Here is a 23,109-nt window from a genome sequence, read left to right on the forward strand (position 1 = left end):
AGTAGGCCGCAGATTCGATTCGCCGAGCGACATCACCGGAAATTCGAGCGGCAGACCGCCTGCTTCGTGGACGCCTTTTTTCACGTACTCGGCGAGCTCGCGAAAATGCGCGTTACACGGGGTCAGTTCCGACCACGTATTGCAGATGCCGATCACCGGTCGTCCGTCGAATTCGTCGTGTGGAATGCCCTGGTTTTTCATCCACGAGCGATGAATGAAACTGTCCTTATCGTTCCGGCCGAACCAGCTCTGCGAGCGAAGTTTACGCATGATGTCTCCTCCTGTATCTGTTGAGTACCCTTTGACAACCCGCTAATCGACTATCCGTTCGAGCGGAGTGCTCCGCCGCGATCCGTTGTGTTGAGATCGCACCGCAATATGACAAACATATAACCCAGAATCCCGCTTCTGAACGCCACACGGCCTGCCCGCACTCAGTTTGCGGCGGCCTCGGCGTCCTTTTCGGTCAATACCTGATTGACCACATCCAGGAAAGCCTGCACGAGCCGTGCGGCTTTACGCTCGGCGAGGCAGGCGACATGCGCGTGCGTCAGCACGTGCTCACCCTGGATCGTCAGCTTGCGCAGTCGCGAATCATCGACATGTTCGCGCTCCGACACCGCAGCTATGCCGAGTCCGAGTATGACCGCTTCGCGCACGGCCTCGCGGCTGCCCACTTCCAGCGAAAAATTCGGTTCGATGCTGTGCTGACGTAGTGCGTCTTCCAGCGCCTTGCGGGTGGTGGAGCCCGGCTCTCGCATGATCATCGGTTCGTCGCGAAGTTCTTCCAGGCGGACGCTGCGCCGGCGCGCCAGCCGATGCGTCGCCGGAACGATGATGACCAGCGGGTGCTGCCGATAGGGCACGTAATGGAGCAGAGGGTTGGCACCGTATTGCGCCAGCACTGCGACGTCCGTTTCATACGACAACAGGCCGTGCACGGTTTCCTCGGAATTGCCGAGCCGGATCGATACGCGCAGCCCCGGGTAGCGACGATGAAACGCCGCGACGATTTCCATTGCGTGCAATGGCCCGACGGCCCCCACACGGATGATGCCGGTGCTCAGGCCCGCCGATTCCTTCAGAAAATCGATAGCCTCCTGTTCGTTACCGAACATCCGCTGAGCAATCGCAAACAGGGTTTCGCCAGCCGCGGTCAAGATGATCCGACGGCCGCTGCGATGGAAGAGCTCGACCCCGTAGCTTTCCTCCAGATCGCGCACCTGCGTCGTGACCGTCGGCTGGCTGACGTGTAGCGCGCGAGCGGCAGCGGTCACGCTGCCGTGCTTGCCGACTGCGTAAAACGAGCGCAATTGGGTGAGTCGCATAGCTTGTTTGAATACATCAATGGAAATATTTGTATTTTTACTATACATCGATGTTTCCCATAATTCACTCGTGACGAACACCTACCAAACGAGGGGAGACGATGAACGGTGTCTTTTGGAATCCTGTAGAGGTCAATTTCGGAGCCGGTTGCATCACGCGCTTGCCCGAGATTCTCGGCGGCCGCCGTGCCGTCGTGGTGACGTTCGCGGAGGCGGCGCAGATCGGACTCGTACGGCGTGTGCGCGAGCTGTGCGGAGACAGCGTGGTCGCGGTCATCGACGATGTGCAGCCGAATCCGGACGTCACTCACATTGCCGGCCTGTATCGCGATTTCTGGCGGCGGCACGAGAGCTGTCCCGTGATCGTCGCGATCGGCGGCGGCAGCGTGCTCGACACGGCGAAAACGCTGATGGTCGGGACGGAGCGCAACGAATTCGACGAACTCCTGGCCTTGCTCGATGTGGGCAAACCGTTCACGCCGCCGCGTGTGAAATCGCTGATCACGGTGCCGACCACGGCGGGCACCGGCAGCGAAGTGACACCATGGGCGACGATCTGGGACCGCACGATCAAGCAACGCAAGTATTCGCTGCAACTCCCGCAGACCTGGCCGGAGGCCGCGATCGTCGATCCGGATCTCACGCTGTCGCTACCGCAATCAGTCACGGTGCAAAGCGGTCTCGACGCACTTTCGCATGCGCTCGAAGCGATCTGGAATGTCAATGCGAATCCGATCTCCGACGAATTCGCCGTGTCCGCCGCGCGCGACATGCTGGCTACGCTGCCTGAGCTGGTCGGCAATCTGCAGGACCGGACGTTGCGCGAACGGGCCTCGCTCGCCGCGCTCAAAGCGGGGCTCGCGTTCTCGAACACGAAGACCGCGCTAGCCCATTCGATTTCGTATGAGATGACGATCCATCACGGTCTGCCCCATGGGATCGCCTGTTCATTTACGCTGCCGATGGTGCTGGATCTCGCGCTGGGGAAAAACGCCGAGCGTGACGCCGTGCTTGCCAAAGTCTTTCCGTGCCCGTTGTCTGAGGCACGCGACTATCTGACCGGTTTCCTCGAAGGACTGGGTGTGCACACGTCGTTTTCGAGCTATGGCGTAAGCGTCGATGAATCGGACCGGATGATCGCGCATGCGTTGAGTGGGCCGCGCGGACGTAACTTCATCGCCGCAGCGGCCTGATGTTCGGGCAGCGGCGAACCAACCGCATCAGCATTGCTGAGCGCAATCCAGGAGGAAAAGAGCGATCCGGTTTCACCGCGGCGTAACTTGTCGCGCGACAAAAGCCATCTAAAAGGCAAGTGCCGAGGCAGCGGACGTCAGATGACGCCACGGGCCCGGCAACTAACAGGAGACAAGCAATGGAAGCAGTGGATATTGCAGGAGGCGCGACGGTCAACGTCGACGTCAGGTCTGTCAAGTCGGTTGCCCTAGCCAGTCTGATCGGCACGACCGTCGAGTGGTACGACTTTTTTCTCTACGGCACGATCACCGGACTCGTGTTCGACAAGCTTTTCTTTCCGACCGGCAACGCCTTTGTTTCCACCATGCTGGCGTACACCGTGTACGCGGTCGGCTTCGTCACGCGGCCGCTCGGCGGCGTGATCTTCGGTCATTTCGGTGATCGCTTCGGACGCAAGCCGCTGCTCGTGCTGACGCTTTCGATCATGGGCGTGTCCACGTTCCTGATCGGCGTGTTGCCGACCTACGCGTCGATCGGCATCTGGGCGCCGGTCTGTCTGCTGCTGTTGCGGCTGTTGCAAGGCATCGGTCTCGGCGGCGAATGGGGCGGCGCCGTGCTGATGGCCTTCGAGTATGCGCCTCGCAAACAGCGCGGCCTGTACGCATCCTATCCGCAGATCGGGCTCGCGATCGGCCTGTGTCTGAGCAGCGGCGCGGTCGCCGTCCTGACGACCTGGCTCACGCCCGACGCGTTCCTGCAATGGGGCTGGCGGGTCGCCTTCATGGCCAGCATTCTGCTCGTCGCTGTGGGAATGTTTATCCGGCTGCGCGTCGTGGAAACGCCCGCGTTCACGAAGCTGCGCGACGCGCACGCCGTCGCGAAAGTACCGGTTCGCGAAGTTTTCGCCGACTATCGCGGCAACGTGCTGCTGGGTTGGGGCGCCCGCTATATCGACGGTGTCATTTTCAACACCTATGCGGTGTTCGCGTTGAGCTATCTGATCGGCATCCAGCACTACGCGAAGTCGTCGATTCTGATGGCCGTGACGCTTGCCGCACTCGTGCTGATCTTCATGATTCCACTCGCCTCGCGCCTGTCGGACCGGATTGGCCGCCGCAAGGTGTTCGGCTGGGGCGCACTGGTCTGCGGCTTGAGCGCATGGCCGTCGTTCGCGGTATTTCACTATTCGACCAGTCTCGCTGCCGTGACGGCCACGATCGTGATCGTACTCGGCGTGATCTACGCGTTCGTCTACGGTCCCGAGGCCGCGATGTTCTGCGAACTGTTCGATACGCGGGTGCGCTATAGCGGTATCTCGATCGTGTATCAGGTGTCGGGCATCGTCTCCAGCTCGATCACGCCGCTCGTCGCCACGTCGCTGCTGCATTACGGCAATCTGCAGCCGTGGTGGGTCGCGCTCTACATCGCGTGTGTCGGCTTGCTCAGCTCGGTTTGCACGTACTTCATCCGGCGCACGTTTTGACTATCCGATTTTCATCAGGGGAGCCCGATATGAATTCAGTTCCAACTATTGCCGTCAACGGCAGAAGTTATCGCTTGCCGCGCCGTCCGACAGTGATCGTCTGCATTGATGGCTGCGAATACGACTATCTGTATCGCGCGGCGGAAGCCGGGGCCACGCCGTTTCTGGCTGAACTGCTCACAAACGGTACCGCGCTAAAGGCGAAATGCGTGATGCCGTCGTTCACCAACCCGAACAACCTGTCGATCGTGTGCGGCGCGCCGCCGGCCGTGCACGGCATCTGCGGCAACTATTTCTATGATCGCGACGCCGATGCAGGCCGCGGCCGCGAAGTGCTGATGAACGATCCGCGCTATCTGCGCGCCGGCACGCTGCTGGCCGCCGCCGCCGCAGCGGGCTCGCGGGTCGCCGTGGTCACCGCGAAAGACAAGCTGCGGGCGTTGCTCGGCCACGGGCTGAAAGGCATCTGCGTGTCGGCGGAAAAAGCCGACGAGGCCACGGTCGAGGCAAACGGCATCGACCGGCTGCTGGAGCGCGTGAACATGCCGCTGCCGGAGATTTACAGCGCGGCCCTGTCCGAATTCGTATTCGCGACCGGCGTGTGGCTGCTCGAAAACGATCGGGCGGATCTGATGTATCTGTCGACGACCGACTACGTCCAGCACAAGTTTGCGCCGGGCACCGAGGGCGCAAACGCGTTTTACGCGATGATGGACCGCTATCTGTCGCGTCTGCACGAACTGGGCGCGGTGCTCGGCATCACGGCGGATCACGGGATGAACGCCAAGCACGATCCGAAAACCGGTGAGCCGAACATCATCTATCTGCAGGACCTGCTCGACGACTGGCTGGGGCGCGGTGTCGCCGACGGCGGTCCGCGAGTGATCCTGCCGATCACGGATCCGTACGTGCGCCACCATGGCGCGCTGGGGTCGTACGCGACGGTGTATCTGCCGTCGGGCGACGACGGTGTCGTGCTGCGCAGGCGGCTGATGGATTTGCCGCACATCGAGGCGGTATTGACTCGCGACGAAGCGTGCGCGCGCTTCGAATTGCCGCCGGACCGCGTCGGCGATCTCGTCGTGATTAGCGATAAATCGTACGTGCTCGGCAGTAGCGCCGCCGCGCACGACCTGTCGGGATTGACCGTGCCATTGCGATCGCACGGTGGCCTGTCGGAGCAGACCGTGCCGCTGTTGTTCAACCGTCCGCTTGCCGAGGCGCTCGAAGGACGGGCGCTGAGGAATTTCGACGTGTTCGATCTCGCGTTGAATGCCCTGCACGAACACGCCGCCGACGCCCATCTTCCGGAGCAGCACGCATGAATCATATCGATCTGAAACCGTCCCAGTTTCGCGAAGAGGCGCTGCGCATCGACGGCAACAAGCTGACGCGCGACCGCATCATTGAAGTGACGAACCCCTACACCGGAGACGTGGTGGGCACCGTGCCCAAGGCGTCGGTCGACGACGTGCGCTTGGCCTACGATGCGGCCATGCGATATAAGCCGAAGTTGTCGCGCTTCGAGCGCGCGTCCATCCTCAATCGCGCGGCGGAACTGCTGCGCAGTCGAACTGAAGAGGCGGCGGCGCTGGTCACGCTCGAATCGGGGCTGTGCATGAAGGACTCGCGCTACGAGATCGGGCGCGTCGCCGATGTGTTCAATTTCTCAGCAAACGAGGCCTTGCGTGACGACGGCCAGGTGTTCTCATGCGATCTGACGCCGCATGGAAAGAAGCGCCGCGTGGTCACGCAACGCGAACCGCTGCTCGGCGTCATCACGGCAATCACGCCGTTCAATCACCCGATGAACCAGGTCGCGCACAAGATCGCGCCGGCGATCGCCACCAATAACCGGACGGTGCTGAAGCCATCGGAAAAGGTACCGTTATCCGCCTGCTACCTCGCGGATCTGCTCTATGAAGCGGGCTTGCCGCCGCCGATGCTGCAGGTCGTGACCGGCGCTCCCGCCGAGATCGCCGACGAATTGATCACCAACGCGAACGTCGCGCTGGTGACCTTCACCGGCGGCGTGGCCATCGGCAAATACATCGCGCAGCGGGCCGGCTATCGGCGCGTGATACTTGAGCTCGGCGGCAACGATCCGCTGATCGTGATGGACGACGCCGATCTCGACCGTGCGGCGGATCTTGCGGTGCTCGGATCGTACAAGAACTCCGGGCAACGCTGCACGGCGGTCAAACGGATTCTGGTGCAACGGACGGTTGCTGAGCGCTTCACCGATCTGGTGGTGGAAAAGACCCGCGCGTGGAAGTGCGGCGATCCGACCGATGCCGACACCGACATGGGCACCGTGATCGACGCGGCCGCCGCGACGCTCTTCGAAGCGCGCGTGAACGAGGCTATTGCACAGGGCGCACGCCTGCTGAGCGGCAACCAGCGCGAGGGCGCGCTCTTTCCACCGACCGTGCTGGACCGCGTCACGCCGTCGATGGAACTGGTCGCGCAGGAAACCTTCGGACCGGTTTCGCCGATCATCACGTTCAAGGATCTCGACGAGGCCATCCAGATCGCCAATGGCACCGCGTACGGCCTCTCATCGGGCGTCTGCACGAACAACCTCGAACACGTCACGCGATTCGCGAACGAGCTCAACGTGGGCACCGTGAACGTATGGGAAGTGCCCGGCTACCGGATCGAGTTGACGCCGTTCGGCGGCATCAAGGATTCGGGTCTGGGCCATAAGGAAGGCGTCCAGGAAGCGATGAAGAGCTTCACGAATGTGAAGACGTTTACCTTGCCTTGGGGCTGAAACTGCGGAGGACGTGATGCCATCCAACATCGAATTGGTCGCGAGGCTGCTGTTCGCCGCGGTGCTGGGCGGCGCCATCGGCTTCGAGCGGGAGCGCTTTGCGTTTCCCGCCGGGCTGCGCACGCACATGCTGGTGTGCGTGGCGTCCGCCCTGGTCATGATGGTCTCGGCGTTCGGCTTCGAGGACACTCGCTCGATGCCGAACGTCGCTCTCGATCCATCACGTGTCGCGGCACAGGTCGTGTCGGGAATCGGCTTTCTCGGCGCCGGCGCGATCCTGTTACGCGGCGAAGTGGTGCGAGGGTTGACGACGGCGGCGAGCGTCTGGGCCGTGGCCGGTATTGGGCTCGCAGCGGGTGGCGGCCTCTACGTGTTGGCGCTGGCGGCAACAGTGATCATTCTTTTGACGCTCACATGGGTCAAGCCGGTCGCCCGCCAGTTGCGTTCGAAAGGGCGGCTGCGTCGAGCGCTGCGACTTCAGGTGGATCGGGGGGCGCTGACGTTACCGGTGCTTTGTCGCCTGTTCGGCGAGGACAGCCCGCGCCTCAGGCATATCAGCGTCCACCCGGACGACAATGAGCAGCGCGATCTCGTCACGATTTCGCTGGCGCGAATGTCCGCGGACGAGTTCGTTGCTTATCGCAACACGCTCGGAAAGGTGGCCGGTGTGCACGAGATCGAGGAGATCGACGTGCACTGACCGGTCACGCCGCGATCATGCAGTCAGCGCGTTGGGAGCTCGGCGCGGCGTTCGGCCTCGCCGCGTGCGGGTCGCTAGCGCTGGGGTGCGCGTAGCCCGACATGCGCTTTTCGCGAGCGATGCGCGCCAGCACCGTGACGAATCCGTGGTCGCCGCCTGCGCCGTGCACCGTCGGAGCGAAGCGCACGACCATCGACCGGATACCGCGAATTGCTTGCGCGACTGAAGACGCTCACGGCCAACTGACCAGTTCGCTTATGAGACGGTGAGCATGACCGCAATTTCCGGTGCGTGCTTCGAGCGCAGCAAATGCGACTCAGAAATGATCTCTGGCGCGAGCGGGTGGAAGTCCAGTTCCGCATGCACGCAGGCGCGCGCCACCACTTGACTGGCGACGCTCACGCCGACTCCCCCGCGATCATCGCGCAGACCGTCGCCTCGAAAGGAGTTTCGAGCGTCGAGTTGCGCGGCACAATGCCGGCTTCCCGGAAGCGCTGATCGACTTTCATGCCTGTGCCACCGAGAAGCGACAGCGCGATGAACTGTTCGTCCCACAGGTCGGTGGGCCCGAGCACGGCCTTGCGCCCGAGCGGATGATTCGCGGGGAATGCGCACACCGCGGATGAACTGCTGATCAGACTCGATTCGATGCCGGATGCACCGTGGCTGACGTATGCCACTCCACCGAGATCGCAGAACTGCGTGTGTTCAGGACAGGCGGCACTCGGCCACCGGCCACACCAAACAAGGAAATCCAAGATGGCGTTATTTAAGGGTTTTCCGTAAAATACGTCATATAGAAAATTTCCAGTTAGCTACCTCCTCATGCATCGAATTGGATTCTTCGTTTGTCGTGGTCACGATGCTCTTGATCTTGCTGGACCACTTTCGACTTTTAATCAGGTGGCCCAAGCCGCTGGCCATACCCCATATGATCTTCATGTCATCTCGCAGCCCGGAGGGCCAGTTCTTGGCAATACGGGCCTGCCGATCGAGACAAAGCCGATCGGGAAGCGCAGGTTTGACACCGTCGTATTTGTGGGCGGCGATATCGATCCGATGCAGACATCGGAGAACATCGCCGCCGCCAGGAAATTAGGCTCCAGAGCTTCACGGGTGGCAAGCGTATGCACGGGCGCGTTTTTGCTCGCGGAAACCGGCTTGCTGGACGGCCTGAGAGCAACGACGCACTGGCTGTACGCTGCTCAATTGCAGTCGCGTTTCCCTCGCACCAGGGTCGAGGGCGATAGTATCTATATAGCGGACGGCCACATCTGGACATCGGCTGGCATCGCCTCCGGAATAGACCTGGCGCTCGCCATGATTGAAAGAGACATGGGCGCGGAAATTGCACGCGCTGTCGCCAGGCGTTTGGTCGTTCCGTATCGCCGACCTGGAGGTCAGTCCCAATTCTCTGCTATGTCGCAAATGGAGCCGGAGTCGGATCGTATCCGCATTGCTCTGAATTTTGCCCGAGAACATCTGGCTGAAGCGCTACCTGTCGAGCGGCTCGCCGATGCCGCAAGATTAAGTCTGCGACAATTCGGACGAGCATTTCGCCGGGAAACTGGTGAAACGCCTGCTAAGGCGGTTGAGCGCTTGCGGGTTGAAGCTGCGCGGCTGCGCTTGCAGGATGGTAGCGAACCGATTGAACAGATTGCTCTGGCTGTGGGATTCACCGATCCGGAGCGGATGCGGAGGGCATTCGTCAAACTGCACGGGCATCCGCCGCAATCGATCCGGCGCGAGAGCAGGTTGAACGGTGAGCGCTGATTACTGCTTTCAGACCCGCCACCCAGGAGACTTTCGCCGGACACCTAACGATCGTCAGGTTTCAGGGAGCGTAACTATTCCAGATGTCGCGATGTAGCTTCCAGGCGCCACCCTGCTTCAGGAAGATGAGGATCTGCTTTCCGCGGAATTCGAGCTTCCCGCTGGGATCATGAAGCTCAGCATCCGACACTTCGGTCACGATCCGGTCGTTACCGTAGAACTCGTAATTGCTGAAGGATACGGTGTGTGGCTTGGATCCAGCATAGCCCTTGGTGAAGTAGTCGGTGATCGCGCCGGCCCCGGTGACTCTGTCGCCCCCGGGCGGTAACAGCGCGCCATCTTGTGTGTAGAGGCGGCCTATCGCCTCATAATCACCTCGCCCAAAAGCTTCAGCCCATCGTGCGTTCTCTGCTTTAATGGCCGTTTCAGTTGAACTCTTCGGGGCGCCGGCAGTTGCAGGCGCGGCTAAGGCGAAAAGGGGGAGACTGGCTGCAAGGGCAGCGGCATAAAGACGAATCTGTCGCATCTAATGATTTCCGATCTTGACTTGAATTGGAGGGGGCCGCACCGCATTGGGCAGGTGGGACAGACAATGTCGGTTGCGGCCTTCATCGAGGCCAGCGGTGTGGCCTCGTGCACATAGCCCGCATGCGTTTCAGCGAACGCCTGGGATTCGGGCAAGACCCTTGGATGCGCCGGGCAGTTCCTTGTCGACCATCGCAATGACTTCTGGCCGCGCGTCTCTGGGATGACCGGAATGGAACGGCGGGGCAGGATCATATTCGATCACGAGCTGAGTGAATTCAGCGGCTTTTTGACCGCGCAGCTTCGCGGCAACGCGAAGTGCAAAGTCGATGCCCGCCGTTACGCCGCCGCCGCTCATGAACCGGCCGTTGTCGTCTTCTACGAAACGATCCGGAACGGGGATGGCGCCATATTCAGACAGCTTGTTGACGAAGGCCCAATGGCAGGCGCTTCGCTTACCTTTGAGAACGCCTGTTGCGGCGAGCACGAGCGATCCGTTGCAAACCGAAGTAACATATTTGGCGCCTTCAGCCAGGCGCCGGATTTGAGCTTGATACTCTGGGCGCATCGGTGTCGCCAAATTAGACCCGCCGGGGACCAGGATCATGTCTGTCTTCTCAATATCGGCCAGTCGTTCAGTGTTGCCATACACGACCCCAAACTCGAGGGTCACGTTGCCCCCATTGAGGCTCGCATAGCGAACGTTCGTATTCGGTAGCCGGTGAAAAATCTCGCTGGGGCCGGCGAAATCGAGAAGCGTGCCGCCATCGTAATTTACGATCAAAATATTGAGGGGATCATTCGGGGCAAGTTCCCCCTCGCTGCCTGCCTGCGCAAGAGCGGGGGTGGCGTGGCCAAGCAAGCCTGCGCCTCCCAGGATGGCGCCGAGCGCAGTCAAGCTTCCAAACTTGAGAAGATCGCGGCGAGACTTGCCGGCGCTGATGAGTCGCTCGCCGGAGGCTTTGTTTTCGCTATTGTCGGTCAAGATAATATCGCCTTGTACTTCGGCCCCCCTCTGCGAGCACATCCAGGGTAGGCCGGATTAAAGAACCACCACGACGAAAAGCGCGGCAGGGGTGTGATTAAGATGTGGACGAGCCGCAAACGTGTAGGGCTCTGGAATCGGGAACCGAAGCCTTAAAGTTGCGAGGCGCCGCCATCGACAACCAGTTCGGTGCCGACGACGTAGGAGGATTCGTCGCTAGCGAGATAGAGCGCCGCATAAGCAATGTCCTCGGCCTTGCCCATGTAGCCCACTGGAATAGCTTTGGCGAATTCGGCCTTACGGTCGCGAACCCACTCGTCGGACATGCCCCACTTGGTGATCAGGGGCGTGTCCATCGCGCCAGGAGCGATCGCGTTAAAGCGGATTTTGCGGTCGAGAAACTCGTAGGACCAACTGCGGGCAAGTGATCGAACGGCTGCCTTCGCCGCCGCAGTCAACGAGATGCCGTGCTTGCCGGTCTGCGCGACGAACGATGTATTGAGAATGACAGAAGAGCCCTCACGCAAATCAGGCAGCACCGCCTGAAGCGTGACCACCACGCCCTTGACGTTGATGTCCATAATCTCGTTATAGAGATCTTCGTCGATGTCGTTGACCGCGGACGGGAAAGCTCGACCCGCGTTGGCAAACACGACATCCAAACCGCCGAACTTCTCTTTCACCTCAGCGGCAATCGCCTGCATGTCCTTGATCGAGCGTACGTCGCCCTTGAGAACAAGCGCGTTCTCCCCAAGCTCGGCTTTCACACGCTCAAATGCGGCCACATCGCGACCAGTAACCGCTACCCGAGCGCCTTCTGCAATGAAGAGCCTGGCGGTCGCGAGACCGATGCCACTAGTACCGCCGGTGATCAAAGCTGACTTGTTCTTAAGCCTCATCTTCTGTTCCTTTCTCTGCTTCGTGATTGATCAAGCCGAAAGTCCAACGCGCGATCATATTTGCGCGCGTGTCTCGGCTTGATTTCCTGTGCGAATTATGGAACTTGAGATGAATGGCGCAAAGGTCGTATAACCCTCAAAAAACGCCACGAGACCGTAGGCTAATGGCCGGATAACGAGCTTGAAGATCTGGCGTTGGCATAAGGCGCCGGCCCATCGTCTCGACGCTGAACCTCTCGCGTACCTGAAGGCCGTATCGGCGGTATGTGGTTATTTCGAACGAACGTGACCGGCATTTCGCGAGCGCGACCGAGTGGACTGGAAAGCAGGGTTGGCGATGGGTCGAAGTGGGTCGCATGCCTTCAAACGGCATGTGCAGTTCCAGACAGTCGCCTGTTCTGCTCAGCGACGATAGGGCTACGCGGCACGGTGCAACTGCTCCGTTGCACTCAGCGCAATTAGAGCTATGAAGGCGTAATGCTCGACCAGTCGGGCAAGGCATCAAGATCCGGCCGCATGGTGACGCTTTCCTGCTCGTTGGGATCCGTTCGGGCGATCACTGCGACGCAAGGCTCGTCCGCGCTTGCGTTGTACGGAACATGCGGCACCCCTGCGGGGATGTAGAAGAAATCTCCGGCTCGGACCACCACATGGTGTTCCAATCGTTCGCCATACCAGCAACCCGAGACGCCGCTCAGCTGATAGATAGCCGTCTCATGTTCCGCATGGAGATGCGCTTTGGCACGGCCTCCTGGCGGAATGGTTGCAAGCTGAAGATGCACATACTTCGATCCCACACTTTCAGCTGAGATACCTACAGCGTAGGTCAGCCCTTGCTTCCCCTCGAACTCTGGGCCAGCTTGCACCAGTTGGCAGGTGGAGGTGACAGGCTTGTGTGCGCTAATGTTCATCGCTTCTCCAGACAATGAGCGCCGACGTCGACGAAATGGCGAGCATACGATGCCAGAATACACCCGCGCACTGTCCGAAAACGGTCAACCTTTACTGGTCATGTCGACATGAAAGCCGAGAACATCCTGGCGCGACGTTCGATGCTTCCGGCATGCACCGGGCGGTGCCGAACCACACCGACCTCAGATCGAGCCGCGTCCCTCACCAAGGGCAATTTCTAAAACCGAAATTCACCCTTGCGAACAAAGCACTTAATTATCTGCGACCGCTTTCCTAAGCTTCCTGAGCGGCGATCTATTGTTTGTTTTTCGTGCACCACTGCGAACGGTCGCGCAAGTTTGTATGCCACGGGACAAGCGTACAGCGACCGCCATGCAGAAACACGAATGGATCGTCTGCGTTGCAATTCCAGTCCAATTACGGAGGAGCGGGTCATGATCAAGGCAACCAGCACATTAATCGCGGCTGTCGCCGCACTCACGCTGTCGGCCGGTGCTTATGCACAGAGCAACAACACGTTGGCAACCCCGAGCACGGTGTCGCCGGCTGCTGCAACGAGCGGCTACGGCACGCCTGGCGCCGCCAACTCGGAGAGTGGCATGAGCGCCGGGGCAACGAACTCGAGTCTGCCGAATAGCACGAACAATAGCTCGACGTCCCTCACCAACGCTCCCGGGAGTCACAACACGCTGGCAACCCCGAGCACGGTGTCGCCGGCTGCCCAATAACAGCGATTCAGGACGACAACCAGGCGCAGATAAGCGCAAAGCGACTGAGCGATGTCATGGACGCGCATTGCTGATGGGGGCGTGAGCGGTTTCAGGCCCCCGGCAGAACGATACGCTTAGCGTGTGTCGTAGCGGACGATGCTCACGAAAACCGTAACCATGACCAAACCGAACAGACTGTGCCGGTCAGTCGGTCGAAGAGCCGAAGCAGCGGCCGCACGAACGCGCCTTGCCCAGTCGCAGGCGCCCGGCGCTGACCGTTGCCTCACCGCCGCAGTCGCACCGGCAAACCCACAAACCATCGCCGGCGTACCGATCGGTCGTCAGCTGGCCAAACACCTCACCGCCTCGCAGCGCAGGTGAGCCTGGGCGGGACCGCCAGACACGACGCTGCTCACGGCAGCCACAATCACGCGTTCTGCCGCCTTCTACCGCCTCCAGCCTGGCAGTCACGTGGCGGCCGCAACGGCACTTCCACAGCCATACATCGGCGCCGCGATATTGAAGCGCGACAAGGTAGCCGAAGGTGCGACCAGCGACATCGCGACCAGGCGGAAAGGGCCATTCAGGCGGCAAGGGGGGACGGATACGCTGATTCACAAAAGGTAAATGGGATTCGGCATCCTACTCTCAAGGCATAAGTGCTGCCCGTCGCTTCGCAGGCGTGGCTCGGGAAGGCGGGGACAGGGCGACCCCAAACAATCGATGAATTGGCACCTCATTATAAGGAGCGCGTGCGCAAGTTGGCACCGCGGCAACATGCCGATGATAGTGCGATAGCAGGGTTGATGGTTTCAAACCTGCCTCCTCGAAGGGCAGCATAGTTTTTCTTTCCAGCCCGGCAAGATCTTCTCATTTGTCGGCGGAGATGGCGGAAACGATAGTGTGTCTCCCGGCAACGCTATGCCGATTGAAGTTACCGATACGTCATACATGTCAAGGAGTCTGTAATGAAGCTCAAGAACAAAAGCGAATGCCGGTGCGGGAACGGCGGCGCCGCTCGAAGCAGTCACAGCTGAACAGATCAGCGAGCAGTTTGCACTCAACTTCAACGGCGTGTTCTTCACGATTCAAAAGGCGGCTGCGCATCTGTCGCATGGATCGTCGATTGTCATTACGACGTCGTTTCTCAATGAAGTCGGTACACCCGGCCTGTCCATTCTGTCCGCGACGAAGGCGGCGACCCGTTCGCTCGTACGTTCAATTGGCGCAGAGCTTGCCCCGGGTGGCGTCGTACATCTTCATTCTCGGCGATATCAAACGCATCGAATTGCCAGAGGCGCGCGTCGCGGGAAGGGCGTCGTGAGGATCGCTCGAGTGGTGTATGTTCGATCTACCGTGTCAATCCTCCGAGGGCAAACAGATGGAGCGTTCCAACTACGCACGTGAAGACATCGGCAATCTTGTGCTGCTCGAACACGTCAATCTCACGATCCCGGACCAGCGTCTCGCGACCGCGTTCTATGTCAGCGCCCTCGGTCTCACACGCGATCCCTTTCTTATGACGGGCGTGACCAACATGTGGATCAACGTCGGCCGTTCGCAGATTCACTTGCCGCACGGCGACGCACAGTGCCTTCGCGGACATGTTGGGCTGATCGTGGGCAGGCGGGCGTCGCTGATCGAGCGGTTGCGCGCCGTGGCGCCCTTGCTGGAGCAGACCCGATTCGGATGGACCGAGCGGGACGACCGGGTGGAAGTGATCTGTCCATGGGGGAATCGTTACGACTGCCTCGATCCCGACACGTGCGCGGCGAGCGACCCGTGGGCGGGCATCGATCTGGGTATCGTGTATGTGCAACTCGATGTACCCGTTCACTGCGCGACATCGATTGCTGCGTTCTATCGCGAGATTTTCGATGCTTCTGTCGACGTACGTGAGCGCAACGGGTCGCAGCAAGCAGTGATCCCGGTCGGCAGGCATCAACAACTCGTTTACACGGAAACGCCCTCAGCAAGCCGGGAATACGATGGGCATCACATTCAGATCTATGTGGCCAATTTCTCCCGACCTTATGAACGGCTTGCCGGTCGGGGGTTGAGTTATGGCGAGGAGTCCCACCAATATCGCTTCGCCGAACTCGTCGATCCTGTGAGTGGAACGCATTGCTTTACGCTTGAACATGAAGTACGCAGTCTGCGTCATCCGCTGTATGCGAGGCCGTTGGTGAACCGGAATCCGGATCTGACTAACCGCAATTACAAAATGGGCGGCGATGGGTTTAGCGGGGTGTTCTGAGCCAGATAGCCGACAAAAGCCATCACGACACTCCCGGCCGGCGGAGTCATGTGAATGTTCTCATCGGCTCGTGGGCTACCTCGCTGCGACGTTTGTCAGGCGAAATATTAGTCCGCGAGCCTGAAGACAGCCACTGCGTCGCGCAGTGCACGCGCCTGGTCTTCAAGCGATTGCGCGGCGGCGCTTGCTTCCTCGACCAGCGCCGCATTCTGTTGCGTGACCTCGTCCATCTGTGTGACGGCCAGCGACACCTGATCGATACCGCTGCTCTGCTCGACTGTCGCCGCGGCAATCTCTTCCATGATGTCGCTGACGCGCTTAACGGAGCCGATAATCTCCGTCATCGTATCGCCGGCCTCGCCGACCAGCGTTGTCCCCACCTCGACTCGCGCCACCGACTGCTCGATCAACTGCTTGATCTCCTTCGCGGCGCTCGCCGAACGTTGCGCGAGGCTTCGGACTTCCGATGCCACCACCGCGAAACCGCGCCCCTGCTCGCCTGCGCGCGCCGCTTCGACGGCGGCATTGAGTGCAAGGATGTTGGTCTGAAATGCAATGCCTTCGATGATGCTGATGATGTCGTTTATCTTGCCGGAGCTTTCGTCGATCCCGGCCATGGTGTCGACCACCCGCCGGACCACTTCGCTGCCCTTGTCGGCCGTACCAGTGGCCGTCACGGACAGGCCGGCGGCCTGGCGCGCGTTTTCCGCATTCTGCTTGACCGTGCCAGTCAGTTCTTCCATGCTGGCGGCCGTTTGCTCGAGCGACGCGGCCTGTTCCTCGGTACGGGCGGACAGGTCCAAATTTCCGCTAGCGACTTCCCGGGCCGCCAGAGCAATCGCATCGCTTCCCTTTCGCACGGTCCGCACCGTGTGAATCAGACTTTCCCGCATCTTCGCGAGTCCAGTCATCAGCTGGCCCATTTCGTCGCGAGAAGTCACCTCGACGCGATGAGTCAGATCCCCGGCGGCGATCAGATCGAAGTGAGCAAGCGCGGATTCGAGCGGACGCGCAATGGCGCGACGCAGGCTGTACCAGCTATACGCGGACGCAAGCACGCCGACTGCAATAGACAGCAGAATGACCACGCGAAACAGCTCGAACGCCTGTTGTTGTGCGTCGTAATCCGCTTTCGCCGCGGAGAACAGGAATTTCTTGAGCCGGTCGTTGCTTGCAGTGAAATCCGCATACAGGTCGTTATTTTTGAGCGCGGAGCGCATGATGTCCTTCGGGTCGCCGCCCTTGATCGTCAGCGCGAAATCGTCGAGACCCTTGTTGAGTCCCGCGCGCGTTCTCGCCACATCTTGCGTCAGGCGGTCTCCCTCGGACGTGCGCGGAAGCGCCAGGTACTGTGACCAGATCTGTTGGGACTGGCTGGCAAAGCCCTTTGCCTTGGCGATGATGACGTCGAGATCCGGCGCCGAGGGATCGAGTGCCGCGCGAAGCAGCGCTGCGCGCTGACGGGCAAGGATGATTTCCATGTCGCCAATGTAGGTCGCGCTCGGCAATTTATTGCTATATGTTTCGCGGTTGGCCTCATTGCTGTCCGACATGCCGGTCAGCCCCAATATCCCGGCGAGCGATAAAAGGCAGGCGAGCAAGGTCATCGCGACGGCGAGTCGCATCTTGATTGAAATTTGCATATCGTCTCCTGCGCGTCCCGGTGTACCGGCATCGCGGCGTTTTTATAGATGGTTCGCTATCTCACCTTTATTACGGCCCACTCGCGCCAGACTTTAGGTCGTGACGTGACCGGCGTCGACAATTGTCTGGTTACACATCGTGCATCCGGACGCACGATCAAGTCACTGTCCAGCAGGCGAGTGGCTCCCATAAAAGGTTTACCCGGCCTTGACTATGGATTTTGGATACAGGATATTGTGATCGCACTTCGATCCGGAACGTTCTGGATCGGTCGATCCCTTATTTTGGGAGCAATGACATGTCACCGATTGCAGCCCGACTCGAACGCCTGCCGTTCAGCCGTTTTCATTTCAAGCTGCTTCTCATGGGCGGTCTGGGCTTCATGTTCGAGGCCGTCGACGCAGCCATCATTGCGTTCATCCTCCCCGTTGTCCGCACCAAGTGGCATCTGACGAGTTTCGAAACCGGGCTTCTCGGCAGCAGCACCTATGTTGGCTTTCTGGTCGGCGCGCTGTTCGCCGGCCTGCTGGGCGATCGTTTTGGCCGCCGCGTCGTGATGATGTGGGCGCTGACCTTCTTCTGCGTGCTGACGTTTATCAACGCATTCGTGAACGACTGGCACACGTTCGCTCTGCTGCGAGCCATAGCAGGCATCGGGATGGGCGCCGAGGGCGCGATCATTGCGCCGTTCCTGGTGGAGTTCGTCAGCAACCGCTATCGGGGTGCCTTCACCGCCGCACTGGCTGGCTTCTTCTCGTTCGGCTTCGTGGCTGCGGCGCTAATCGGTTACTTCGTGATCCCGCTGAACCCGGAAGGTTGGCGCATCGCGTTGGTGATCGTCTCCGTACCGGTGGTTGTGCTGCTCTGGTGGCGGCGTTCGCTGCACGAATCCCCGCGGTGGCTGGAGATTCGCGGCCGTCATGCGGAAGCCGAAGCCGTGGTGTCCGATATCGAGCGGCAGGTCGAAAGCACAGGCGTAACGCTGCCTCCCGTCGTGCCTGTGACAGGCGCCGCCGCCAGCTATGAGCATTCGGGTTCCTTCTTCGGAAACCTGAAGCTGCTGTGGAAACCGCCTCTCGCGAAGACGACGCTGATGACCTGGTGTCTGTGGCTGTCGGTGACGTTCTGCTCGTACGCCTTCTTCGTCTGGATCCCCGGCTTGCTCGTTCAGCATGGCATGACCATCACGAAGAGCTTTTCCGTCTCGATCCTGATCTACCTCGCGCAGATTCCCGGTTACTACTCGTCGGCATATTTTTGTGAAAAGCTGGGACGTAAGGCAACGATCGTCACCTACATGGTATTGGCTTGTGCTGCAGGTATCTGGCTGGCAAATGCGGGCAGCGACACGTCGATCGTCCTTGCTTCAATCTTCATGTCCTTCGCGATGAATGGCGTCAACGCAGGCGAGTATGCCTATACGCCTGAAGTGTTCCCGACGCATCTGCGCGCCACAGGAATGGGCACGGCGTCCGCGTTTGGCCGTATCGGTGCAATCTGTTCGCCAATGCTGGTGGGTTATATCTACCCGTTATGGGGCTTCGCCGGTGTGTTTGGCATGACCACGGTCATCCTGTTGGTCGGCGCGCTTGCCGTGATTTTCCTGGGCGTCTCAACGACCGGAAAGACGCTTGAGGAAATTTCGGAGGCGGAGTACGGCTCCATGCTTCCCGACGCGCAAAGCGCCGCGCTTCGACCCGCAAAATAAGGAGTTTTCGTGACGAATACAAACCACGCACTTATTTTACGGGCGATCGAGCGTGTCGCCCGGGTGCAGCAGAAAGGCGGCGATGCCGACCTCGTATGGTCGGAGCTCGAACGCTCCCTAACAGAGGTCTTCGGCCAGCGGCTCTTTACCGTGCTGGCGTATGACGCGGCGTCGAGCCGTCTGGGACGTCTGCATAGCAATCGCCTGGATATCAATCCGGTAGGCGGACTCAAGCGGGTGACGCAAAGTCGCTGGTCGGATCAGGTTCTTCACCGCGGTGAGATCTTTGTCGGCTCAACGCGCGAGGACATCAAGTCGGTGTTTTCGGAATACGAGACGTTGTGGTCGATTGGATGTGAGAGCGTGCTGAATATCCCCGTGCGCAAGAATGGCGTCACCCTCGGCACAATGAATCTGCTTGGCCAAGCGGGGCTGTATGACCATGCTGATACCGGACTGGCGCTGGTGTTCGCACAACTAGCGGTTGCGCCGCTCGAAGACCAGGTTCACAGGCTGCGTGGGCTTGAGGATCCTGACGTGATGGAACAGGTGTAGGACTTGGGGCGGGGTGGCGGAAAATCGCGCTCCGCCAATTTTTCGAGCGCATTTGACAGACGCGCTGAAAGGCGCGCATCATACCAAAAATTGCTGTATATTGGATCCAATATAATATTTCGGCGCGCTCGATGCGCGCTTTACGGGTAGTAAGGAGACTGATATGAAAATTCGCACCACTGCTTTTGCAGCCGCTGCTTCGGGATTTCTGCTTCTGTCGCTCGGCGCCGCCCAGGCCGCTGAAACACAAACGGTCAAGCTGGGTCTGGCCGCTCCAATGACGGGCGCGCAGGCTCAGTATGGCAAGGATTTCGAGTCGGGCGTGCAGCTCGCCATTGACGACTTCAATGCCACGAAGCCCACGATCGACGGCAAGGAAACGAAGTTCGTGCTGGAAGCACTCGACGATCAGGCGGACCCGAAGACGGGCACCGTCGTCGCTCAGAAGCTGGTCGACGACGGCATCAAGGGCATGCTCGGTCACTTCAACTCCGGGGTGACAATCCCCGCTTCGGCGATCTATTCGCACGCAGGCATTCCGCAGATCTCGACGGCAACCGCGCCCGCGTATACGCGTCAGGGTTTCAAGACCACGTTCCGGATGATGACGTCCGATACGCAGCAGGGCGGTGTGATGGGCAAGTACGTCGTCGAGACGCTCCATGCGAAGCGCATTGCAATCATCGATGACCGCACGGCATACGGCCAGGGTCTCGCGGAGCAGTTCGAGATGGCCGTGAAGGCGGCCGGCGGCAACGTCATTGACCATCAGTTCACGTCCGACAAGGCGGTTGACTTCAAGGCGATCCTGACCGGCATCAAGTCGAAGAATCCTGATTTCATCTATTACGCAGGCGCCGATGCGCAGTCCGCACCCATGGTGAAGCAGGCTCGCACGCTGGCGATGAAGGCGACATTCGCCTCGGGTGAAATGTCGAAGACGGAAGACTTCATCAAGATTGCCGGACCGGCGGCGGACGGCGCGATTGTCTCGCTCGCAGGGCTGCCGCTGGACAAGATGCCGGGGGGCGCGGGCTTCACGCAGCGCTACAAGGCCAAGTTCGGCTCTGAACCGACAACCTATGCGCCGTACACGTACGACGGCGCCATAGCCATGATGCAGGCGATGCAGAAGGCCAATTCGTCAGACCCGTCCGTCTATCTGCCGGTGCTCGCGAAGACCGACATGAAGGGCGTCACGAGCGACCACTTTGCATACGACAAGTACGGTGATCTGCGCGACGCGATCATCACCGTGTACAAGTGTGAAAACGGACAGTGGAAGCCGATTACGGTGCTCGGATCCAAGTAACTGAAGCCGCGGTGGACGGAAGATCTGCCGTCCACCCATGCAATACCTCGACTCACGGAAATGACTCAGCAAGCTCAAAACTCCCGGATGACCCCCGACGTTGTGGTTATCGGTAGCGGAATCGTCGGTCTCGCCTGTGCGTGGTCCGCACTGCGCGATGGCGCTACTGTCACCATGATCGACCGCGACTTCGAAGGCGACCGTACGTCGCACGGAAACGCGGGGGGTATCGCCGTGACGGAGAGCACCCCCATTTCAGTGAGCGGGTTGTACATGAAGGCTCTTAAGTGGCTGTTCGATCCTTTGGGGCCGCTGGCACTTGACTGGAAACATGTGCCGAGCGCCTTGCCCTGGTTCATGGAATTTCAGCGCTCGGGCAACAAGGACCGTTTCCGCGAAATCTCTCTGGCCTTGGCCATGCTGAACAACCGCGTCTACGACGACATCGTCCCGATGTTCAAGGACATCGGCGCGATGGACAGCTTTTATCGGCGCGGCGCGTTGACGGTCTACGAGACCGACGAGGCCTTCGCCGCAGACCAGCATGAATGGGCATTCAAACGGGATCTGGGCGTGCGCTGGCACGCCATGTCGGCCGACGAGGTTCGCGATTGCGAACCGTCCCTCGCGCCGGTTTTTCGTCATGGTGTGTTTCTCGACGACTGGTCGCACATCGGCGACCCGAAGCGCCTCGTGACGCAACTGCGTGAGCGCGTGAAGCAACTCGGTGCCACGTTTGTGGTCGGCGCAGTGAAGGCACTTGATCTCGCTGATGCACTCGCGCCAGCCGCGGTCACCGAGACAGGCGAGCGGGTAAAGGGGCGCCGCCTCGTCGTGGCGACGGGTGCATGGTCCGCCGCGCTGGCCGGATCGATCGGCGACCGCGTCCTGCTAGACAGCGAGCGGGGTTACAACACGACGCTTCCCGCACATGGCATCAGCCTGTCGCGCGAAGTGATTTTTGCCGAGCGCAAATTTGTCGCCACTCCACTGGATATCGGTGTGCGCATTGGCGGTGCGGCCGAGTTCGCCGGTCTCAAGGCGCCACCGAATTACAAACGCAGTGACGCGTTGCTCGCGCTCGGAAAGCGCTTCCTGCCCGGTATCAACGACAAGGGCGCCGTGAAATGGATGGGGCACCGTCCGGCCACACCGGATTCGCTACCGGTCATCGGCCCATCGCCGCGAGCACCGTCCGTCATTTATGCGTTCGGCCATGGGCACCTTGGTCTGACGCAATCGGCAACAACGGGTGCGCTTGTCGCGGACCTGCTTGCCAATCGAACGCCCGGAATCGGACTTGAGCCGTACTCGATCAGCCGCTTCCGGAATTAACGGGGCCCCGCGACCTCGATCGACCCGCGGGAGATCCCGCCTCTGATTATTTTTTTAAAGGTGTAGCCATGCAAGTCAACTGGAAAGGTGTGTTCCCCGCTGTCACGACGAAGCTGAAGGACGACGGTTCTCTCGATCACGAAGCGATGAAGGCCGGCTTGAATCGCCTCATCGACAGCGGCGTCGGTGGCGTCGTCATGATGGGTATGGTGGGTGAGAGCGCCCAGCTCACGCCGGAAGAAAAGCGCACGGTAATCAAGCTTGCCCTTGAAACCGTGAACGGACGCGTGCCGGTCATTGCGGGCCTCGCCGAAACCACCACGGCAAATGCCGTGCAGTACGCGAAGGACGCGCAAGCGCTCGGCGTTCAGGGCCTGATGGTTTTTCCGGGTCTCACGTACAAGTCCGACGCGCGGGAAACGATTGCCTTCTACAGGACTGTCGCTCAGGCGTCCAGCCTCGCGATCCTGCTCTATAACAACCCGCGTGGATATGGCGTGGACCTGACGCCCGATGTGGTGGCACAACTGCTGGAAGAGCCGACGATCGAAGCCATCAAGGAAGAATCGTATGACACAACGCGCGTCACCGATCTGATTGGCCGTTTCGGCGACCGCCTTGCCGTCGTGTGCGGTGTCGACGACCTGGTGCTTGAGTCCGCCGCGCTGGGCGTGGCATGCTGGGTCTCCGGCATGGCTAACGCTGTGCCGAAAGAATCGGTTGAATTGCTGAATCTGGCCGTTGCCGGCGACTATGAACGGGCCCGCAAGCTGTACCGTGCACTGATCGACCTGTTCCATCTGGATACGCACGTGAAGCTCGTTCAGTACATCAAGCTGGCCGAGAACATCACGGCCGGCTATTCGGAAACCGTGAAGGCCCCGCGCCTGAAGCTCGAAGGCGAAGAGCGCCAGAAGGTCGTAGCAATCGTAGAGAAGACGCTTGCCAACGTGCGTGCGCTGTCGAAGTAAGGCGGATGGATTTGGGCCAGGCTATTTTTTGCAGGTCATTCTGGA

The 23,109-nt window shown here is 60.2% G+C and carries 22 protein-coding genes and 1 pseudogene; 14 read left to right on the forward strand and 9 right to left on the reverse strand.

Going from position 1 to position 23,109, the window contains the following annotated elements:
• A partial coding sequence (locus tag PQR53_RS27440) for a dihydroxy-acid dehydratase domain-containing protein (RefSeq protein ID WP_408461024.1) occupies positions 1-270 on the reverse strand: 270 nt, incomplete at its 3' end.
• A 164-nt stretch (positions 271-434) separates the two neighbouring features.
• Positions 435-1,328 (reverse strand): LysR substrate-binding domain-containing protein, encoded by an 894-nt coding sequence (locus PQR53_RS27445; RefSeq protein ID WP_408461027.1) that lies wholly within the window; start codon positions 1,326-1,328, stop codon positions 435-437.
• Between the two features lie 101 nt (positions 1,329-1,429).
• Between PQR53_RS27445 and psrA the strand changes: the two genes are divergently transcribed.
• The 5 genes from psrA to PQR53_RS27470 all read left to right on the forward strand — a co-directional run bounded on the left by psrA (position 1,430) and on the right by PQR53_RS27470 (position 7,478).
• On the forward strand, positions 1,430-2,521 hold the full coding sequence (psrA, locus tag PQR53_RS27450; RefSeq protein ID WP_408461030.1) for an iron-containing alcohol dehydrogenase PsrA: 1,092 nt from the start codon (positions 1,430-1,432) through the stop codon (positions 2,519-2,521).
• Positions 2,522-2,700: 179 nt separating this feature from the next.
• Positions 2,701-4,005, forward strand: coding sequence for an MFS transporter (locus PQR53_RS27455; RefSeq protein ID WP_408461033.1), 1,305 nt, complete (start codon positions 2,701-2,703; stop codon positions 4,003-4,005).
• Between the two features lie 29 nt (positions 4,006-4,034).
• Positions 4,035-5,330 carry a phosphonoacetate hydrolase gene (phnA, locus tag PQR53_RS27460; protein ID WP_408461036.1) on the forward strand — a complete coding sequence of 432 codons (1,296 nt, stop codon included), beginning with the start codon at positions 4,035-4,037 and terminating at the stop codon, positions 5,328-5,330.
• Positions 5,327-6,778 carry a phosphonoacetaldehyde dehydrogenase gene (gene phnY / locus PQR53_RS27465; protein WP_408461039.1) on the forward strand — a complete coding sequence of 484 codons (1,452 nt, stop codon included), beginning with the start codon at positions 5,327-5,329 and terminating at the stop codon, positions 6,776-6,778. The genes phnA and phnY overlap by 4 nt, the downstream gene beginning before the upstream one ends.
• A 16-nt stretch (positions 6,779-6,794) precedes the next feature.
• Positions 6,795-7,478, forward strand: coding sequence for an MgtC/SapB family protein (locus PQR53_RS27470; RefSeq protein WP_408461042.1), 684 nt, complete (start codon positions 6,795-6,797; stop codon positions 7,476-7,478).
• 255 nt (positions 7,479-7,733) lie between these two features.
• On the opposite strand, the gene PQR53_RS27475 is transcribed toward PQR53_RS27470, so the two are convergent.
• Both PQR53_RS27475 and PQR53_RS27480 read right to left on the reverse strand, forming a co-directional pair.
• Positions 7,734-7,880, reverse strand: a complete 147-nt coding sequence (locus PQR53_RS27475; protein WP_408461044.1) for a hypothetical protein — start codon at positions 7,878-7,880, stop codon at positions 7,734-7,736.
• The gene (locus tag PQR53_RS27480) at positions 7,877-8,158 is read right to left on the reverse strand and encodes a LysR substrate-binding domain-containing protein (protein ID WP_408461047.1); all 282 of its coding nucleotides are present in this window, start codon (positions 8,156-8,158) and stop codon (positions 7,877-7,879) included. Before PQR53_RS27480 ends, PQR53_RS27475 begins: the two co-directional genes overlap by 4 nt.
• A 145-nt stretch (positions 8,159-8,303) precedes the next feature.
• On the opposite strand from PQR53_RS27480, the gene PQR53_RS27485 reads away from it, so the two are divergent.
• A complete protein-coding gene (locus PQR53_RS27485; protein ID WP_408461050.1) occupies positions 8,304-9,251 on the forward strand; it encodes a GlxA family transcriptional regulator in 948 nt (315 codons plus the stop codon).
• Between the two features lie 61 nt (positions 9,252-9,312).
• Here PQR53_RS27485 and PQR53_RS27490 read toward each other — a convergent pair whose 3' ends face one another.
• The 4 genes from PQR53_RS27490 to PQR53_RS27505 all read right to left on the reverse strand — a co-directional run bounded on the left by PQR53_RS27490 (position 9,313) and on the right by PQR53_RS27505 (position 12,571).
• Positions 9,313-9,777 carry a YybH family protein gene (locus PQR53_RS27490; RefSeq protein WP_408461053.1) on the reverse strand — a complete coding sequence of 155 codons (465 nt, stop codon included), beginning with the start codon at positions 9,775-9,777 and terminating at the stop codon, positions 9,313-9,315.
• Positions 9,778-9,906: 129 nt separating this feature from the next.
• Positions 9,907-10,761: a DJ-1/PfpI family protein gene (locus tag PQR53_RS27495; RefSeq protein ID WP_408461056.1), complete on the reverse strand. Its 855-nt coding sequence runs from the start codon at positions 10,759-10,761 to the stop codon at positions 9,907-9,909.
• Positions 10,762-10,913: 152 nt separating this feature from the next.
• A complete protein-coding gene (locus tag PQR53_RS27500; protein WP_408461059.1) occupies positions 10,914-11,660 on the reverse strand; it encodes an SDR family oxidoreductase in 747 nt (248 codons plus the stop codon).
• A gap of 464 nt (positions 11,661-12,124) precedes the next feature.
• Positions 12,125-12,571, reverse strand: a complete 447-nt coding sequence (locus tag PQR53_RS27505; RefSeq protein ID WP_408461062.1) for a cupin domain-containing protein — start codon at positions 12,569-12,571, stop codon at positions 12,125-12,127.
• 435 nt (positions 12,572-13,006) lie between these two features.
• On the opposite strand from PQR53_RS27505, the gene PQR53_RS27510 reads away from it, so the two are divergent.
• From PQR53_RS27510 to PQR53_RS27520, 3 genes and pseudogenes are all read left to right on the forward strand, one after another.
• Positions 13,007-13,300 (forward strand): hypothetical protein, encoded by a 294-nt coding sequence (locus tag PQR53_RS27510; RefSeq protein WP_408461064.1) that lies wholly within the window; start codon positions 13,007-13,009, stop codon positions 13,298-13,300.
• 981 nt (positions 13,301-14,281) lie between these two features.
• Positions 14,282-14,689, forward strand: a pseudogene (locus tag PQR53_RS27515) (SDR family oxidoreductase); the annotation flags it as partial.
• A complete protein-coding gene (locus PQR53_RS27520) occupies positions 14,625-15,539 on the forward strand; it encodes a VOC family protein (protein WP_408461067.1) in 915 nt (304 codons plus the stop codon). The pseudogene PQR53_RS27515 and the gene PQR53_RS27520, both read left to right, overlap by 65 nt.
• 107 nt (positions 15,540-15,646) lie before the next feature.
• Here PQR53_RS27520 and PQR53_RS27525 read toward each other — a convergent pair whose 3' ends face one another.
• Entirely contained in the window at positions 15,647-17,182 is a 1,536-nt protein-coding gene (locus PQR53_RS27525; protein ID WP_408461069.1) for a methyl-accepting chemotaxis protein, read from the reverse strand.
• Between the two features lie 299 nt (positions 17,183-17,481).
• Here PQR53_RS27525 and PQR53_RS27530 point away from each other — a divergent pair, with 299 nt between their 5' ends.
• The 5 genes from PQR53_RS27530 (at position 17,482) to PQR53_RS27550 (ending at position 23,064) form a co-directional block, all read left to right on the forward strand.
• Positions 17,482-18,891, forward strand: coding sequence for an MFS transporter (locus PQR53_RS27530; RefSeq protein WP_408461072.1), 1,410 nt, complete (start codon positions 17,482-17,484; stop codon positions 18,889-18,891).
• A gap of 9 nt (positions 18,892-18,900) precedes the next feature.
• Positions 18,901-19,446, forward strand: coding sequence for a GAF domain-containing protein (locus tag PQR53_RS27535; RefSeq protein WP_408461075.1), 546 nt, complete (start codon positions 18,901-18,903; stop codon positions 19,444-19,446).
• 163 nt (positions 19,447-19,609) lie between these two features.
• The gene (locus tag PQR53_RS27540; RefSeq protein ID WP_408461078.1) at positions 19,610-20,758 is read left to right on the forward strand and encodes a branched-chain amino acid ABC transporter substrate-binding protein; all 1,149 of its coding nucleotides are present in this window, start codon (positions 19,610-19,612) and stop codon (positions 20,756-20,758) included.
• An 87-nt stretch (positions 20,759-20,845) separates the two neighbouring features.
• Positions 20,846-22,093 (forward strand): NAD(P)/FAD-dependent oxidoreductase, encoded by a 1,248-nt coding sequence (locus PQR53_RS27545; protein ID WP_408461080.1) that lies wholly within the window; start codon positions 20,846-20,848, stop codon positions 22,091-22,093.
• Between the two features lie 68 nt (positions 22,094-22,161).
• A complete protein-coding gene (locus PQR53_RS27550) occupies positions 22,162-23,064 on the forward strand; it encodes a dihydrodipicolinate synthase family protein (protein WP_408461083.1) in 903 nt (300 codons plus the stop codon).
• Positions 23,065-23,109: the final 45 nt, after the last annotated feature.

Source organism: Paraburkholderia fungorum (assembly GCF_046027605.1).
Classification (GTDB): Bacteria; Pseudomonadota; Gammaproteobacteria; order Burkholderiales; family Burkholderiaceae; genus Paraburkholderia; species Paraburkholderia fungorum_F.